This is a genomic window from Symbiopectobacterium sp. Eva_TO (assembly GCF_053848865.1).
Genome location: NZ_JBSPEY010000004.1, coordinates 2323704 through 2340922 on the forward strand (window position 1 = coordinate 2323704; position 17219 = coordinate 2340922).

A 17219-nucleotide genomic window follows, 5' to 3' on the forward strand; every position below is an offset into this window, starting at 1 on the left:
GACAAAAATGGCTCACTGAAGCCGAGGGCTTTTTCAGGTTCACCAGGCGCGGAACTCATCGAGGCGCGGGCATCTCGCCCACAGAGACGCCGGATAGATTGAAGCAAGCCCACCATTAGTCAAAAATCAGTGTTGCAAAAATGGGGGTGACCATAGATTTATTCGCACAAGATACTTATGGATTACAGCGCGGCAATGGTGGCCTGCTGTTCCAATAGTTTGGCTTTCGCTACCGCATAGCCGTCACGTTTTTCACGCTCTTTGGCAATAACCGCCTCTGGTGCGCGCGCAACAAAGCCTTCATTGGAGAGCTTGCTGTCGATGCGGTTGATTTCCGCTTCGACCTTGGCAACTTCCTTCGCCAAACGCTCCATCTCTGCGTCTTTGTCGACCAGATCCAGCATCGGGATCAGCAGCTCCGCGCCTTCCAGCAGGGAAGTGACGGATACCGGGCCTTTTTCACCGGCAGGCAACAGTTGAACGCTTGCCAGACGCGCCAGGGTTTGGATAAAGCTGCGGTTCGCTTCCACGCGGCGTTGCGTTTCCGGCGTTGCATCACGCAACAGCACATCGAGCGGTTTACCCGGCGCGATGTTCATCTCGGCGCGAATATTACGCACGGCGGTGATCGCCTGCTTGATCCATTCCAGATCGGCCAGCGCCTGCGCATCTTCTGCGGTGGCATCATAGGTCGGGAACGGTTGTAGCATGATAGTATCGCCGGTAACGCCTTTCAGTACTTTGACCTGCTGCCAGATGGTTTCGGTAATGAATGGAATGATCGGGTGCGCCAGACGCAGCAGTGCTTCCAACACGGTAACCAGCGTGTGGCGCGTGCCGCGCAGCTCCGCCTCGCTGCCACCGTTCATCACCGGTTTAGCCAGCTCCAGATACCAGTCGCAGAACTGGTTCCAGGTGAACTCATACAGGATACCGGCAGCAATATCGAAGCGGTAACCGTCCAACGCATCGCGGAAGGCTTTCACCGTGCGGTTGAATTCGGCCAAAATCCAGCGATCGGCCAGTGACAGCACTTTCTCACCACAGTTAAAACCGCAATCTTGCCCTTCGGTGTTCATCAGCACAAAACGGCTGGCGTTCCACAGTTTGTTACAGAAGTTGCGATAACCTTCCAGACGCTTCATGTCCCAGTTAATATCACGACCGGTCGATGCAAGTGCCGCCAGCGTGAAGCGCAGAGCATCCGTACCGTGCGGTTCGATACCGTTCGGGAACTGCTTCTCGGTGCGCTTGCGGATTTTCTCCGCCAACTGCGGCTGCATCATGTTGCCGGTGCGTTTTTCCAGCAGCGCCTCAAGCGAGATGCCGTCTACCATGTCCAGCGGATCGATCACGTTCCCTTTGGACTTGGACATCTTCTGCCCTTCTTCATCGCGGATAAGTCCGGTCATGTAGACGGTATGGAACGGTACCTGCGGTTTGCCTTCGTCATCTTTCACGAAGTGCATGGTCAGCATGATCATGCGTGCAATCCAGAAGAAGATGATGTCGAAGCCGCTCACCATAACGCTGCTCGGATGGAACGCTTTCAGCTCTGGCGTCTGTTCCGGCCAGCCGAGCGTGGAGAAGGTCCACAGCCCGGAGGAGAACCAGGTGTCCAGCACGTCTTCGTCCTGGCGCAGTTCAACCGCGTCGGCGAGCTGATAGTCGCGGCGCACTTCCGCTTCATCACGGCCTACGTAAACCTTGCCGCTGTTGTCGTACCACGCAGGAATACGGTGACCCCACCATAATTGGCGCGAGATACACCAGTCCTGAATGTCACGCATCCAGCTAAAATACATATTCTCGTACTGCTTCGGCACAAACTGGATACGGCCATCTTCCACCGCTTCCACCGCCGGTTTCGCCAGTACCCCAGCACGCACGAACCACTGGTCGGTCAGCATCGGTTCGATGACCAAGCCGCCGCGATCGCCGTAGGGAACGGTCAGATCGTGCGGTTTGATCTCATCGAGCAAGCCCAACTCATCGAGCTTGGCAACCACCGCTTTACGAGCGGCAAAACGCTCGACGCCACGCAGGAAATCAGGAATGTCGTTGCTGTATACCGTGCTGGCTTCGCCGTTGGTATCAAACACTTCAGCTTCCTGACGGATGTCGCCATCGAACGTCAGGATGTTGATCATCGGCAACTGGTGACGTTTACCGACTTCATAGTCGTTAAAATCGTGCGCTGGCGTGATCTTCACGCAGCCGGTGCCTTTTTCCATGTCGGCGTGTTCATCAGCGACGATCGGAATACGGCGATTCACCAGCGGCAGGATCAGAAACTTGCCGATCAGATCTTTGTAACGAGGATCTTCCGGGTTGACCGCAACACCGGTATCCCCCAGCACGGTTTCCGGACGTGTGGTGGCGACCACCAAATAGTCTTTGCCATCAGCGGTTTTTGCGCCATCGGCCAGCGGGTAGCGCAGGTGCCACATGGAGCCTTTGCTCTCGCGGTTTTCCACTTCCAGATCGGAGATGGCGGTGCGCAGTTTCGGGTCCCAGTTCACCAGGCGCTTGCCACGGTAGATCAAGTCTTCTTTATACAGACGAACGAATACCTCTTTCACCGCGTTGGACAGGCCTTCATCCATGGTGAAGCGCTCGCGCTCCCAGTCCACCGAGTTACCCAGACGACGCATTTGGCGGGTAATGGTGCCGCCGGACTCTGCTTTCCATTGCCAGATTTTTTCGATAAAGGCATCGCGACCATAATCGTGGCGCGTTTTGCCCTCTTCAGCAGCGATTTTACGCTCAACCACCATCTGGGTGGCGATACCCGCATGGTCAGTACCCGCCTGCCACAGCGTGTTTTTCCCTTGCATACGCTGATAGCGAATCAGGGTATCCATAATGGTTTGTTGGAACGCATGGCCCATATGCAAGCTGCCGGTGACGTTCGGCGGCGGGATCATGATGCTGAAGCTTTCCTGGCTCGTGTCACCGTTTGGCTTAAAGTAGCCTTGCTGTTCCCAGCGCTCATAGAGCGGCTGTTCGATATCTTTCGGGTTATATTTGGTATCCATTATGTTTACTATTCAGTGTGTTGGCGGCGTCGCCGTAGTCAATTGAAAGCCGACGCTGCGATACGCTTTGTAGCGATCGCGCGCCAACGGTTTCAGGGATTCTTGATGAGGGACAAAGTCTATCACTTCATGGAAAGCGGTGGCAAAATCTGCGAACTGCGGCAGGAGGCTGATCAGCACATCGCGTGAGGTGCTGCCCCGGCGTTGAGGCCAGGCCAGTTCGACGGGCGCGCCCTGTCGCGGGCCTTCGCCAGCAAGGTTATGCGGCACAAAGGCGCTGGCGTCGCGCTGCCACAGTGCATCGTCCAGTCGCAACGCTTGCTGCTCATCTTCACAGGCGATAAGCACACGCTGCCCGCTGCGCCAACGTTCCGCTGCCAGCTCGCAGGCCAGCGCCTCACAGGCACTAAGCCCATCGACATCGTCACTGTGTTCGAGAAGGTAGAACGTTGCGTTTTTCATTGTTTACTGTAGGTGAGGGGACGATATAAACCGGCCCTGGGTTGCTGACAATGTCTGTTCTCTGAGCCATTCCTACAAACTTATTCTCATTCTCGCGAACTTACCGTCATTCCTGCGTAGGCGGGAATCCCTCACAGAGGAAACACGTACTTCCTGTAAGAGGTCCCCGGCTGTTGCCGAGGACGACAGAGAACGGCCTACGTCATTTAACCCGGCGCGATTAAGCAGGAACTGCGACAACATGGCCACTGGACGGCCCGTTGCCCCTTTAGCCTTACCGGAACGCCAGGCTGTGCCCGCGATATCCAAGTGTGCCCAGTTGTATTTCCGGGTAAAGCGCGACAGGAAGCACGCGGCGGTAATTGCACCGCCGGGACGTCCGCCGATGTTCGCCATATCGGCGAAGTTCGACTCCAACTGCTCCTGAAACTCATCGCCCATCGGCAAACGCCAGGCGCGGTCGCCCGCTTGCTCCGATGCTCCGAGCAACTCGTGCGCCAGCGGGTTATGGTTCGACATCAACCCGGTAAGGTGATGACCGAGCGCGATCACGCAGGCACCGGTCAGGGTGGCGATATCAATCACCAGTTCCGGCTCGTAGCGTTCCACATAGGTCAGTGCATCGCACAGCACCAAACGGCCTTCGGCATCAGTATTCAGCACTTCAACCGTTTGACCCGACATGGTGGTTAACACATCGCCCGGACGATAGGCGCGGCCATCAACCATGTTTTCACAGCCGGCCAATACACCAACAATATTCAGCGGCAGCGCCAGCTCGGCGGCCATGCGCATCACTCCGTATACCGTAGCGGCACCGCACATGTCGTACTTCATTTCATCCATGCTGTCGGCTGGCTTGATCGAGATACCACCGGAGTCAAAGGTCAGGCCTTTGCCAACCAGCACGATAGGGCGATTTTCCGGATTAGGATCGCCTTTGTACTCAATCACTGACATCAGCGATTCATTTTGCGAGCCTTGTCCAACGGCCAGATAGGCGTTCATGCCTAGCTCTTTCATCTGCTGTTCGCCAATCACGCGCGTCACGATGTTCGGGCTGTAGGTGTCCGCCAGTTGACGTGCCTGCGAGGCCAGATAGCCAGCGTTACAGATATTCGGCGGCATATTGCCGAGATCTTTCGCGGCCTTGATGCCTGCGGCAATGGCAAGTCCGTGCTGAATGGCGCGCTCGCCGCTGGTGAGTTCACGGCGCGTTGGCACATTGAACACCAGTTTGCGCAGCGGACGACGCAGTTCGACCTTATTGCTTTTCAACTGATCGAAGGTGTAGAGCGTCTCTTTTGCTGTCTCTACCGCCTGACGCACTTTCCAGTAAGTGTTGCGTCCTTTGACATGCAGCTCTGTCAGGAAGCAAACGGCTTCCATTGAACCGGTATCATTCAGCGCATTGATGGTTTTCTGGATGATTTGCTTATATTGACGCTCATCCAGTTCACGCTCTTTCCCACAGCCAATCAGCAGAATACGTTCTGACAGAATGTTCGGCACGTAGTGCAACAGCAGGGATTGTCCTACTTTGCCTTCCAACTCGCCGCGGCGCAGGAGTGCGCTGATATAACCGTCGCTGATTTTGTCCAATTGTTCGGCAATAGGGGACAGGCGGCGAGGCTCAAACACGCCGACGACAATGCAGGCACTGCGTTGTTTTTCCGGGCTACCGCTTTTTACACTGAACTCCATGTACTCTCCTGAATCTTAAAGACAAAGACGGGGCCAATGGCTAGAATGTGACACTCCGTAATACTTTCCCGCCGTTACACTTACCTAACCTGTGTTAATCTTAACGGCGCGGCGAATCTGTTTTGGTGATGATAAGCAGGTTCTGATACAACGCGCGGTATGCTGTAATGCATCATAGCGACAAAGGTTGCCACAAATGCGTATAAATGGCGAGTTAGCGATGAAATTATCGACTTTCCTGCAAAAAGACAAGTTTTCACAGGTTTAATTAAGCGTGATCATCATTCGATATCTGGCACGGGAAACCTTTAAGAGCCAACTGGCCATCCTGTTTATTCTGTTACTGATCTTCTTTTGTCAGAAGTTAGTGCGGATATTGGGTGCGGCAGTTGATGGTGAAATCCCGACAAACTTAGTGCTCTCCCTGATGGGGCTGGGCGTGCCTGAAATGGCGCAGCTCATTCTGCCCTTGAGCCTGTTTTTAGGGCTGCTGATGACGTTCAGCCGCATGTATACCGAGAGCGAAATCACCGTCATGTATGCCTGTGGACTGGGCAAAACGGTGCTGCTCAAGGCTGCCTTTATTCTGGCGGTGATGACCGGCGCGGTGGCGATGATCAATGCGCTGTGGGTTAGCCCGTGGTCTTCGCGCCATCAGGATATCGTGATGGCAGAAGCCAAGGCCAACCCGAGCGTTGCGGCTCTGGTGGAAGGGCAGTTTCAATCGGTGCAGGGCGGCAATGCCGTGCTGTTTGTCGGCGATGTCAAAGGGCAGGAGTTTGAGCATGTGTTTCTGGCGCAGTTGCGTCCGAGCGGCAATGCCCGACCTTCGGTGGTTATTGCCGACCGTGGGCGTGTGGACGTTGACCAAAACGGTGCACAGGTGGTGACGCTCAACAAGGGCTCCCGCTACGAAGGTACGGCGATGTTGAGGGATTTCCGCATCACGGATTTCACCAACTATCAGGCAGTTATCGGGCACCAGAACGTGTCGCTCCAGAACACTGGCGTAGAACAGATGACGATGCACCAACTGTGGCAGTCGGATGAGAACGCCGCGCGTGCCGAGTTTCATTGGCGCATTACGCTGGTGCTGTCGGTGCTGATCATGGCGATTATTGTGGTGCCGCTCAGTGCGGTAAACCCACGCCAAGGGCGAGTGCTGAGCATGCTGCCCGCCATGCTGCTTTATCTGATTTTCTTCCTGTTGCAAAGCTCGCTGCGTTCCAATGCCAGCAAGGGAAGAATTGATCCGATGGTGTGGATCTGGCTGACCAATCTGGCCTATATCGGGATTGCGCTGCTGCTCAATGTCTGGGACAGCGTTCCTCTGCGCCGGTTGCGCGCGCGGGTGAAAGTACAAGGAGCAGCCTGATGTTTGGTGTACTGGATCGCTATATCGGCAAAACTATCTTTAACACCATCATGATGACGTTGTTCATGCTGGTTTCGCTCTCGGGCATCATCAAGTTTGTCGATCAGTTGCGCAAAATTGGGCGCGGCGACTATACCGCGCTGGGCGCGGGCCTCTATACACTGCTGAGCGTGCCAAAGGATATCGAAATCTTTTTCCCGATGGCGGCGCTGCTCGGTGCGCTGCTGGGGCTGGGGACGCTGGCGACACGCAGTGAACTGGTGGTGATGCAGGCCTCTGGTTTTACCCGCTTACAGATTGCCGGGGCGGTGATGAAAACCGCTATCCCGTTGGTGTTGCTCACCATGGCAATTGGCGAATGGATTTCACCTGCCGGTGAACAAATGGCGCGCAACTACCGCTCGCAGATGATGTACGGCGGCTCGATGCTCTCGACCCAGAACGGGCTGTGGGCGAAAGACGGCAACGACTTTATCTATATTGAGCGTGTGGTGGGGGATAAAGAGCTGGCGGGCGTGAATATCTACCAGTTTGACCCGGAACAAAAACTGCTCTCCGTGCGCTACGCTGCCTCTGCGGAATTTGATGACGATGCCAAGCTGTGGCAACTCTCTCAGGTTGATGAATCTAACCTGCGCGATGGCAAACAGATTTCGGGTAGCCAGACCATCAGCGGAGAGTGGAAAACCACCCTGACACCGGACAAATTGGGCGTAGTGGCGCTGGACCCGGACGCACTCTCGATTCTTGGCCTGTATGACTACATCAACTACCTGAAGCAGAGCGGGCAGGAAGCGGGCCGTTACAAGCTCAACATGTGGAACAAGACGTTTGCCCCGCTTTCGGTGGCGGTGATGATGCTGATGGCGCTCTCCTTTATCTTTGGGCCATTGCGCAATGTGCCTGCGGGCGTGCGTATAGTCACCGGTATCAGCTTTGGCTTCCTGTTTTACGTGCTGGACAAGGTGTTTGGTCAGCTCAGTCTGGTGTATGGCCTACCACCGGTGCTGGGCACGCTGGTGCCGAGGCTGCTGTTTATGGTTATCAGTCTGCTGTTACTGTTAAAACGACGCTGAGTGCATCCGGCACGTCATGGCGTGCCGGTAAAATGCGCAAAAAAGTGTGCTGGCGCTGTTTTTTTCAGCATTCAACGCGCCAGAGTGCGGAATAGTGTTGTGTCATCAATCTCAAACGGTATAATGCACCTCGTTTTCCGCATACTACTTCAGTGCCGAAGTGGCGAAATCGGTAGACGCAGTTGATTCAAAATCAACCGTTGAAAGACGTGCCGGTTCGAGTCCGGCCTTCGGCACCAAGACTCATCTAATTAGTTGTTTTTAAATAACTTTTTTCATGTTTCTGCTTGTATTCGCGTAGCCCCTCTTACAAAAGGCTATACGAGGCGATGTCTCAGCGATATAAACTCTATCGACGTCCTAGCGGCATTTATGTTATCCGCATTAGCGTTCCCCAACGTTTTCGTCGATACGCAGGACAGTGTGAGATTCACACTTCAACAGGCACTCACGATCTTCATGAAGCTAAGCTGAAGTCCGCGCTCCTGTTGGCGGTCTGGTATCAGACCTTACATGAGTATGAACTAATGGATTATCTGTATTAGCTCAGACCTGATCTGACAGTTACCGGTTATTTATACAGGTGTCTGTCAGATTAAATCTGGTTCAGATTTTTTTCTGCCCAGACTCGTTTACCATCAAGTAACGTGGCCATTGGCGTACGCCCGCAGCACATTTTACCCTGATGAGTTCGCTCATTATTGTAATGCCACAACCAGTTGTCCAGATCCTTTTGTAGACTTTCTAGGTCCTCGTATAACGTCTTACGGAACGCAACCTGATAAAAATCCTGCAAAATAGTTTTATGGAAGCGTTCGCAGATACCGTTTGTCTGCGGAGACATCGCTTTCGTTTTCGTATGGTCTATATCGTTGATAGCCAAGTACAGCTGATAGTCATGTTGTTCCACTTTACCGCAGTACTCCGTCCCCCTGTCCGTCAGTATTCTTAGCATTGGCAGCCCCTGAGCTTCGTAGAACGGCAGCACGCGATCATTGAGCAGGTCGGCGGCAGAGATCGGTGCTTTACTCGTGTAAAGCTTGCAGTGCGCTACTTTCGAGTACGTATCCACGAACGTCTGCTGGTAGATACGGCCAACACCTTTCAGATTACCCACGTAGAAGGTGTCCTGCGACCCCAGATAACCCGGGTGAGCAGTCTCTATTTCACCACAGGCTTCGTCGTCGTGCGCCTTCTTCTCCAGTGCAGCGATTTGAGCATCAGTAAGTACGATGCCTTCTCTGGCAACTTTTTCCTCAAGTGCCTTCAGGCGCTTACGAAAGTTTTCCAGATCGTGTCGTTGCCAAATGGAGCGCACACCGCTGCCAGAAATGAAGACGCCTTTTTTACGCAGCTGATTACTGGTCCGGTGCTGGCCATGAGCCGGGAACTCAATGGCGTAATCAACAACCGCACGTTCAGTGGCTTCATCAGCACGGTTTTTCAGGTTGGGAACCCGGCGGTTTTGGTTAACCAGAGCGTCAATGCCGCCTTCTGCCGCCAGTTCCTGATAGCGATAAAACGTGTCGCGTGACACACCCATGATTTTACAGGCTTTTGATACGTTACCGAGTTCTTCGGCGAGATTGAGCAGGCCGACTTTGTGTTTGATGATGGGATTGTTAGTATGAAGCATGAGAGTTACCTCGTGTTTTGTATAAGGATTCGACACCCATATCAAAACCGGTAACTCTCAACCTTTCAAGGTTCAGTGTCAGATCAAGTCGCGACTAATACACCTAATGAGATGGTCACCCCCACCCTGTGAGCGGTACGCTGACAGGGTGTTTCTTTATGGAGAAGGCCATCATGCAAAACGTCACGCTTATTGGTATCGATCTCGGCAAACATTCTTTTCACATTCATTGTCAGGATAAATCAGGCAAGGCATTACTGCGGAAAAAGTTTACCCGCACCAAACTCATCGAGTTTCTGGCTACGTGTACACCTACTACCGTTGTAATGGAAGCCTGCGCCGGTGCCCATTTTATGGCTCGTCGGATCAGTGAGCTGGGGCATGAAGTAAAGTTGATCTCTCCGCAGTTTGTCCGCCCTTTTGTCAAGAGCAACAAGAACGATTTCGTTGATGCCGAAGCAATATGCGAAGCCGGATCACGCCCTTCCATGCGGTTTGTGCAGCCAAGAACTGAGGTTCAGCAGTGTAGTGGCACACTTATACTGGCCACCTGATCGGAGGTGATATGCTCACCTCATCAACACGACAGGTGACCTCATGGGTAAACATTTTACGGCGGAATTTAAGCTCGAAGCCGCAAAGCTGGTTGTCGACCACGGCTACACATACGTTAAGGCCGCAGAGGCGGTTAATGTCAGCCATTAGTCGCTGGGTCAATAAGCTTCGCCTTGAACGACAGGGAAAAACGCCAACGGGACTTCCTCTTACCCCTGAACAGCTCGAGCTGCGTGAGATGAAGAAAAAAGTCCAATGCCTTGAAATGGAGAACGAAATCCTAAAAAAGGCTACGGCGCTCTTAATGTCGGACTCACTCAACGGTTCACGGTAGTCGACAGGCTGAGGGCGCGATACCCGGTCACGGCGTTGTGCCAAACTTTTGAGGTACATCGCAGCAGCTACAGGCACTGGCAGGCTTCCGCTAATGAACCCGACGGTGAGCGCGTGGTTAAGTGTAGCCGCGTCATGGAAGCCTGGAACGCCAGCGGCGGCTCTGCCGGCGCTCGAAGTATCGCGACCATCGTCACCGGCAGCTCCGGTGTCAAAATGGGGCGCTGGCTGGCTGGCAAGCTGATGAAGGAGCTGGGTATCGCCAGCTGCCAGCGACCGGCTCACAAATACAAACGCGGCGGCAATGAACACGTTGAAATACCGAACTATCTCAACCGCCAGTTCGCGGTTACCGCGCCGGATCAGGTCTGGTGCGGCGATGTGACCTACATCTGGACGGGCAAATGCTGGGCTTACCTTGCGGTGGTGCTAGATCTGTTCGCCCGCAAACCGGTGGGCTGGGCCATGTCGACGTCGCCGGACTCGGCGCTGACAGTTAAAGCGTTGCAGATGGCCTGGGAACTCCGGGGACAACCAACAGGAGTCATGTTCCACAGCGACCAGGGCAGCCACTATACCAGCCGTCAATACCGGCAAGCCCTGTGGCGCTGCCGGATAAAGCAGAGTATGAGTCGGCGGGGTAACTGCTGGGATAATGCGCCAATGGAGCGGTTCTTCCGCAGCCTGAAGACAGAATGGGTGCCGACAAAGGGTTACAACAGCTTCAGCGAAGCCCAGGACGCGATTATCCGCTACATCACGGGGTATTACAGCGCTATCCGGCCTCACTGGTATAACGGCGGCTTAACTCCAAACGAATCTGAGCGACTGTTCTACATACAGTCTAATGCGGTGGCCAATATTAGTTGACCACTACACAGTAGGTAAGCTCCATGAGTCTCGTCGGAATCAAAGAACAACATTGCGTCTAGCTCTGGACAGGTTCGTCCCATACGCATTAAATAGGCGATGCGCCATGCCACGATCATGAACAGCGCCAATGCCCGCTCAATGCGATCCACGGTCGATAACTGTAACGCTTCGACACAGCAGCCGTTCTTCAGCACATTGAAGAACATCTCGATTTCCCATCTAGCCCGATACCAGTCGATCAGCTCCACGATATCTTCTCGTCCTTCAGGTACGCGATTGCTCAGCAACCGCCACTCGACCGGCTTCACGCCTGCTGGCGGCTCAATTTCCTTGGCTATCACACAAGTCACTGCCAACCCGCAACGCAGCGACACTCGCTTCACGCGCAGCGCCTGTTTCACCGTACGCGCCTTCTGCCCCGCGCGAGCCGCCATAACGAATTGGATTTCTCCCACCGGCACGGTCTTTCCAACCTTCTGCCAAAGCTTCTCATTACAGTCCAGACTGCGATTATGAGTCGAGCGGATCAACCAGTCAGCCGGAGTGCCAAGGTCATCAGCGAGCTGCATCAACGCCTTGATATCCGCTTCGCGATCGGCTAAGTACACCAGACGTGTGTTTGGCAACTCCGAGGCGAGTTCAGCAACTCGCTCGTATCCCTCGAGCCAGCGCGTACTCTCCTTGAGCCCATCGCGTTTTCCGTCTGCATCCTTCGGCTCTCTTGCCCACATCCACGCATCCAGTACGCCCAACCCCACGCGATCCGGACTGACCGCGTAGGTCGGATGCAGGTACAGACTACGCCTGGCTTCTTAGTTCAAGGGACCCAAGCCTTGGATTTGCTGCCCGTTGAAGTCAAGCTCGGTAGTGTCTTGGATACACAGCACAACCTCGTGTTCTCGGATCCTTTCCTGCGTACGCTGCCAGTGAGGTTGCAGAATGTCTCGCCATTCGAATGCTTGGTTCTCCATGAAGCGGTAAGCACCCAGCGTCTCAGACCATCCGAGGCACGCATGCGGAATGCTGGCTTGCGGATTCTCAGCCAGCCGTATCAAAAGCCCTTTGGCACGCTTATTGAGCCTCGTGTCATCAAGATTTACCCCTTCCAGTTCTTGGTGTGCCCAGCCATCTGAATCCCGTGTCATTTTTCAGCGCCGTAAATGGCGATAGTACTCGTCGGTTTTACTTCATTTACAACCCCACCGGCTGCCTATTTCAGCCCGCTAACCCTTGGCATATAAGGCGTTGCGGACTTGTGTATAACGAGGTGAGTTAAAACGACTAACCAAATGCATGCTTTTTTACTGGAGTTTGGTATCAGCATGCCGAAAGGTATTGCGGTAATCAAAAGGCTTTCAGCTGTTCTGGCTGATAATGACTTGCCACCTTATCTGGCACAGTTGCTGCTTCGATTACACGATCATTACCAATATTTGGTTGGGCAGATAGCAGAGCTCGAAAGAGAACTTGGGCAGGCACTCTCTCTAGATGAAACTGGCCAGCATTTAATGACCATCCCTGGTGTTGGACCGATAACAGCCAGCGTTTTGTCATCACAGTTAGGCGATGGCAAGCAATATGAAAACAGTCGTAATTTTGCCGCTTCCACCGGTCTTGTACCCATATCGTTATACACATCTTTCTAACGCACTGTTTAATCAATGAGTTACGGGTTTATCTCAGAGTGGCATTTTGAACCTCAAAAAGCCAATGGGATGGCTTGAATGCCTTAATTCACGGGGTTCTGAGCATCCTGTTCAAAAAATGGCCAAAAGATGTGTATAACGATATGTCTTGTACCCCGCCAATACAGTACTGGAGGGAAGAATACTCTGCTGGGTATTAGCAAGCGTGGAGATAAAAACCTTCGCCGATTGCTTGTTCAATGTGCGCGGGTATTTATCCTAAGAATTGACCATCAATCAGGGAGATTAGCTGATTGGGTAAGGTCTCAGTTGGGCAGGAAACATTCTTGCGTTGTGTGCTGTGCATTAGCAAATAAATTAGCTCGAATAGCTTGGGCAATAACGACACGAAATACCGTGTTTGAACAGTAATGCTGGTCTAACAGTCAGCAATTTAACGAAGTTACCCATCTGGTTTTGCGAAGACTGATTATTGATGACATGAACGGCCTGACGGCCTAATATAAAACCAAAAAATGAAAATGGCTCAATGAAGCCGATGGCCTTTTTAGGAATATCAGGTGCGAAACTCATCGTGGCGCGGGCATCCTTGGCCATAAAGACGCCGGATAGATTTAAGCAAGCCCACCATTAATCAAAGATCAGTGTTGCAAAAATGGGGGTGACCATAGATTCATTGAGGGCTTTACAGGGTTTTGTTGACTCGATGTTTAAACTGATTAAATTGTCGCTGCATTGTCCAGACTATTCGCTGCTCAGCAAGCGAGCAAAGACAGTGAACATCAGCATAAAAACGCCAACCCGTGGTGAAATCTCACATCTGGTCATTGATGGAACCGGCCTGAAGGTCTTTGGCGAAAGCGAATGGAAAGTCCGGCAGCATGGTGCCGACAGACGCAGTGTGTGGCGTAAGCTGCATCTGGCAGTAGACAGTGCGACGCATGAGATTATCTGTGCGGATTTGTCGCTCAGTGGTACGACTGATGCCCAGGCTCTACCGGCACTGATAAACCAGACCCACCGGAAAATCAGAGAGGCGTCGGCTGACGGCGCTTACGATACAGGTTACTGCCATGATGCTCTGCTGAGGAAGAAAATAAGGCCGCTTATCCCGCCGCGAAGGGGGCGCAATATTGGCCGGACCACTACCACGAGCGTAACCACGCTGTTGCAAATCAGCGCCTGAGCGGCAGCAACGATACCTGGAAAAAGAAAGTGGGCTATCACCGACGCTCAGTGGCTGAAACGGCCATGTTCCGGTTCAAAACGCTTCTGGGTGGTCATCTAAGTCTGCGTGACTACGATGTTCAGGTGGGTGAAGCCATGGCGATGGTCAAAGCGCTTAACCGGATCACGCTATTAGGAATGCCGAACAGTATTCGCATCACGTAACAATCGACCTGGGGCACAGTCGTTACAAGTTCTGATTTATTCAACAAAGCCAAAATAATCTTGAAATTTTGAGGGATGACCTCATTTAATCTTCAGTAGCAATTTTGACCAGTATGTATGGGAGGAGTTATGCGTCTGGATCGTCTTACCAATAAATTCCAGCTTGCCCTTGCGGATGCACAATCTCTAGCGCTCGGCAAGGATCATCAGTTTATCGACCCGTTACACGTCATGAGTGCGCTGTTGCAGCAGGAGGGCGGTACGGTCAGCCCGCTGTTGACCACGGCAGGTGTAAACGCTGTTCGTCTGAAAGCGGACATAGAACAGGCCATCGCGCGTTTACCGCAAGTGCAGGGCGTTGATGGCGATGTGCAACCCTCCAATGAATTCGTCCGTACTCTCAATCTGTGTGACAAGATTGCACAGAAGCGCGGCGACGCGTTTATCTCTTCCGAACTGTTTTTGCTGGCGGCGTTGGATACTCGCGGCACGTTGAGCGATCTCCTGGCGCGTGCAGGGGCAACTAAAGAAGCCGTCTCTAAAGCCATTGATCAGATACGTGGTGGTGAACAGGTGAACGATCAAAATGAGGAAGATCAGCGACAAGCGCTAAAGAAATTCACCATCGATTTAACCGAACGCGCTGAACAGGGCAAATTGGACCCGGTCATTGGCCGTGATGAAGAAATTCGCAGAACTATTCAGGTGCTGCAACGCCGTACTAAAAATAACCCTGTGCTGATCGGTGAACCTGGCGTCGGGAAAACGGCAATCGTAGAAGGATTAGCTCAGCGTATCGTTAACGGTGAAGTGCCTGAAGGGCTTAAACACAAGCGCGTACTGTCGTTAGACATGGGAGCATTGATTGCCGGTGCTAAATACCGTGGTGAATTCGAAGAACGTCTGAAAGGGGTACTTAACGATCTGGCAAAACAGGAAGGCAGCGTCATCTTGTTTATCGATGAGTTGCATACCATGGTTGGCGCGGGCAAAGCTGACGGTGCAATGGATGCGGGTAACATGCTCAAGCCTGCATTGGCGCGCGGGGAGTTGCATTGCGTTGGCGCGACCACGCTGGACGAATACCGGCAATACATTGAGAAAGACGCTGCGCTGGAACGCCGATTCCAAAAGGTGTTTGTGGCGGAACCCAATGTTGAAGACACGATCGCAATTCTGCGTGGGCTTAAAGAACGTTATGAATTGCACCATCATGTGCAGATCACTGATCCGGCTATTGTGGCGGCGGCCATGTTGTCGCACCGCTACATTGCAGACAGGCAACTGCCGGATAAAGCCATTGACCTGATTGATGAAGCGGCATCAAGCATCCGTATGCAGATGGATTCGAAACCGGAATCTCTGGATCGTCTGGACAGGCGCATCATCCAGTTAAAGCTGGAACAGCAGGCGCTGAAAAAAGAGTCCGATGAGGCCAGTCAAAAGCGACTGTCTTTGCTAAACGAAGAGCTTGAGCAGAAAGAGCGCGACTACTCCAAACTTGAAGAAGAGTGGAAAGCGGAGAAAGCCTCTCTCAGTGGTACGCAAAATATCAAGGCCGCATTGGAACAAGCGAAGATCGAACTGGAGCAGGCACGTCGTCAGGGCGATCTCGCTCGCATGTCGGAGTTGCAGTATGGGCGCTTGCCCGAGCTTGAAAAACAGCTAGCGGCGGCGACGCAGGCGGAAGGGAAAACCATGCACCTGTTACGCAACAAAGTGACCGATGCCGAAATTGCCGAAGTGCTAGCTAGATGGACGGGAATTCCCGTTGCGCGCATGTTGGAAAGTGAACGAGACAAGCTGCTGCGTATGGAGCAAGAACTTCATCAGCGCGTTATCGGGCAAGATGAGGCGGTCAGCGCCGTGGCGAACTCGATTCGTCGCAGTCGTGCAGGCCTTTCCGATCCTAATCGACCCATTGGATCGTTCCTGTTCTTGGGGCCAACCGGGGTGGGGAAAACTGAACTGTGTAAAACGCTGGCGGCCTTCTTGTTCGACAGCGATGACGCTATGGTGCGCATCGACATGTCTGAATTTATGGAAAAGCACTCAGTGTCTCGTTTGGTCGGCGCACCTCCGGGATACGTGGGGTATGAGGAAGGGGGGTATCTCACCGAAGCGGTTCGGCGGCGTCCTTATTCCGTGATCCTGCTTGATGAAGTTGAAAAAGCCCATCCAGATGTATTCAACATTTTGTTGCAGGTGCTTGACGATGGCCGCTTGACGGATGGGCAAGGCAGAACGGTAGATTTCCGTAATACAGTTATCGTGATGACCTCGAACCTGGGTTCCGATCTCATTCAGGAACATTTCGGTGAAATGGATTATGTCGGGATGCGTGACATGGTTATGGATGTGGTCAGCCATCGTTTCCGTCCGGAGTTTATCAACCGTATTGATGAAGTCGTGGTATTCCACCCATTGGGTCAGGCACACATCATGTCCATCGCGCGTATTCAGTTGCAGCGGCTGTACAAGCGGCTGGAAGAACGTGGCTATCAGGTCACGATGACCGAGGCCGCATTGGAACACTTGGGGCTAAGTGGTTTTGACCCGGTTTACGGTGCTCGACCGCTCAAACGTGCTATCCAGCAGCAGATTGAAAACCCGCTGGCCCAGGAAATCCTTTCGGGCAAATTGATTCCAGGGAAACCGGTCACCTTGGATGTTGAGGGCAGCGAAAAGCATATTGTTGCCCGACAGTGATTAACATCATGTTTTATATGATGAAAGTATTAAGCGGCACAGACGTGCCGCTTTTTTTATACAGAGTGGTTGTGTTAAAAATAAGCGCTTGGAATTTTTTTTGCATTTAGCGCTTGTCAGCGCGAAAGAACTCCCTATAATGCGCCTCCACTGACACGGCAACAGCGACACGCGGTTGCGGTAACAGTCGGAAAGTTAAACGCGAAATTGAAAAATTAACGTTGACTTTTCAGCGGTGCAGCGTAATATACGCCTCCCCCGCCACGGTAGATGTGGCAACGCTCTTTAACAATTAATCAGACAATCTGTGTGGGCACTCACAGGACTTTATCGTAAAGCCTCAGGGCTTAAAAAATAAAAGTCTTGAAGAGTGAACAACAGTTAATTCATTACGAACTAACAGTAATAATTCTTTGAGCA

At 52.8% G+C, this 17219-nt stretch carries 7 protein-coding genes, 1 tRNA gene and 8 pseudogenes; 10 read left to right on the forward strand and 6 right to left on the reverse strand.

The features are described 5' to 3' along the window. Positions 1 to 182: 182 nt before the first annotated feature. From ACWWJF_RS14230 to pepA, 3 genes and pseudogenes are all read right to left on the reverse strand, one after another. Positions 183 to 3038: a valine--tRNA ligase gene (locus tag ACWWJF_RS14230; RefSeq protein WP_455869807.1), complete on the reverse strand. Its 2856-nt coding sequence runs from the start codon at positions 3036 to 3038 to the stop codon at positions 183 to 185. A gap of 12 nt (positions 3039 to 3050) precedes the next feature. Beyond that, the gene (locus tag ACWWJF_RS14235) at positions 3051 to 3500 is read right to left on the reverse strand and encodes a DNA polymerase III subunit chi (RefSeq protein WP_455869808.1); all 450 of its coding nucleotides are present in this window, start codon (positions 3498 to 3500) and stop codon (positions 3051 to 3053) included. A 204-nt stretch (positions 3501 to 3704) separates the two neighbouring features. Next, a pseudogene (gene pepA / locus ACWWJF_RS14240) lies at positions 3705 to 5204 on the reverse strand (leucyl aminopeptidase); the annotation flags it as partial. Positions 5205 to 5478: 274 nt separating this feature from the next. Between pepA and lptF the strand changes: the two are divergent. From lptF to ACWWJF_RS14260, 4 genes and pseudogenes are all read left to right on the forward strand, one after another. Beyond that, complete coding sequence (gene lptF, locus ACWWJF_RS14245) at positions 5479 to 6579, forward strand: LPS export ABC transporter permease LptF (protein WP_455869809.1); 1101 nt, start codon at positions 5479 to 5481, stop codon at positions 6577 to 6579. After that, positions 6579 to 7655, forward strand: coding sequence for an LPS export ABC transporter permease LptG (gene lptG, locus ACWWJF_RS14250; RefSeq protein WP_455871095.1), 1077 nt, complete (start codon positions 6579 to 6581; stop codon positions 7653 to 7655). Before lptF ends, lptG begins: the two co-directional genes overlap by 1 nt. A gap of 154 nt (positions 7656 to 7809) precedes the next feature. After that, positions 7810 to 7894 (forward strand) — tRNA-Leu (locus ACWWJF_RS14255). Between the two features lie 90 nt (positions 7895 to 7984). Beyond that, positions 7985 to 8191: pseudogene (locus tag ACWWJF_RS14260) on the forward strand (DUF6538 domain-containing protein); the annotation flags it as partial. 59 nt (positions 8192 to 8250) lie between these two features. Here the strand turns inward: ACWWJF_RS14260 and ACWWJF_RS14265 are convergent. Next, positions 8251 to 9291, reverse strand: coding sequence for an IS481 family transposase (locus ACWWJF_RS14265; RefSeq protein ID WP_455868509.1), 1041 nt, complete (start codon positions 9289 to 9291; stop codon positions 8251 to 8253). A gap of 173 nt (positions 9292 to 9464) precedes the next feature. Between ACWWJF_RS14265 and ACWWJF_RS14270 the strand changes: the two are divergent. Together ACWWJF_RS14270 and ACWWJF_RS14275 are read left to right on the forward strand one after the other, a co-directional pair. Continuing rightward, positions 9465 to 9830: pseudogene (locus ACWWJF_RS14270) on the forward strand (IS110 family transposase); the annotation flags it as partial. A gap of 58 nt (positions 9831 to 9888) precedes the next feature. Next, positions 9889 to 11049, forward strand: a pseudogene (locus ACWWJF_RS14275) (IS3 family transposase). A gap of 8 nt (positions 11050 to 11057) precedes the next feature. Here ACWWJF_RS14275 and ACWWJF_RS14280 read toward each other — a convergent pair. Next, positions 11058 to 12197, reverse strand: a pseudogene (locus ACWWJF_RS14280) (IS4 family transposase); the annotation flags it as partial. 126 nt (positions 12198 to 12323) lie between these two features. On the opposite strand from ACWWJF_RS14280, the pseudogene ACWWJF_RS14285 reads away from it, so the two are divergent. Together ACWWJF_RS14285 and ACWWJF_RS14290 are read left to right on the forward strand one after the other, a co-directional pair. Then, positions 12324 to 12674: pseudogene (locus ACWWJF_RS14285) on the forward strand (transposase); the annotation flags it as partial. Positions 12675 to 12806: 132 nt separating this feature from the next. Continuing rightward, a pseudogene (locus tag ACWWJF_RS14290) lies at positions 12807 to 13109 on the forward strand (transposase); the annotation flags it as partial. Here the strand turns inward: ACWWJF_RS14290 and ACWWJF_RS14295 are convergent. Continuing rightward, positions 13056 to 13295 (reverse strand): hypothetical protein, encoded by a 240-nt coding sequence (locus ACWWJF_RS14295; protein WP_455869810.1) that lies wholly within the window; start codon positions 13293 to 13295, stop codon positions 13056 to 13058. The pseudogene ACWWJF_RS14290 and the gene ACWWJF_RS14295 overlap by 54 nt on opposite strands. Positions 13296 to 13374: 79 nt before the next feature. Here ACWWJF_RS14295 and ACWWJF_RS14300 point away from each other — a divergent pair. Together ACWWJF_RS14300 and clpB are read left to right on the forward strand one after the other, a co-directional pair. Next, positions 13375 to 14090, forward strand: a pseudogene (locus tag ACWWJF_RS14300) (IS5 family transposase); the annotation flags it as partial. A gap of 129 nt (positions 14091 to 14219) precedes the next feature. Beyond that, on the forward strand, positions 14220 to 16799 hold the full coding sequence (gene clpB / locus ACWWJF_RS14305) for an ATP-dependent chaperone ClpB (protein ID WP_455869811.1): 2580 nt from the start codon (positions 14220 to 14222) through the stop codon (positions 16797 to 16799). Positions 16800 to 17219: the final 420 nt, after the last annotated feature.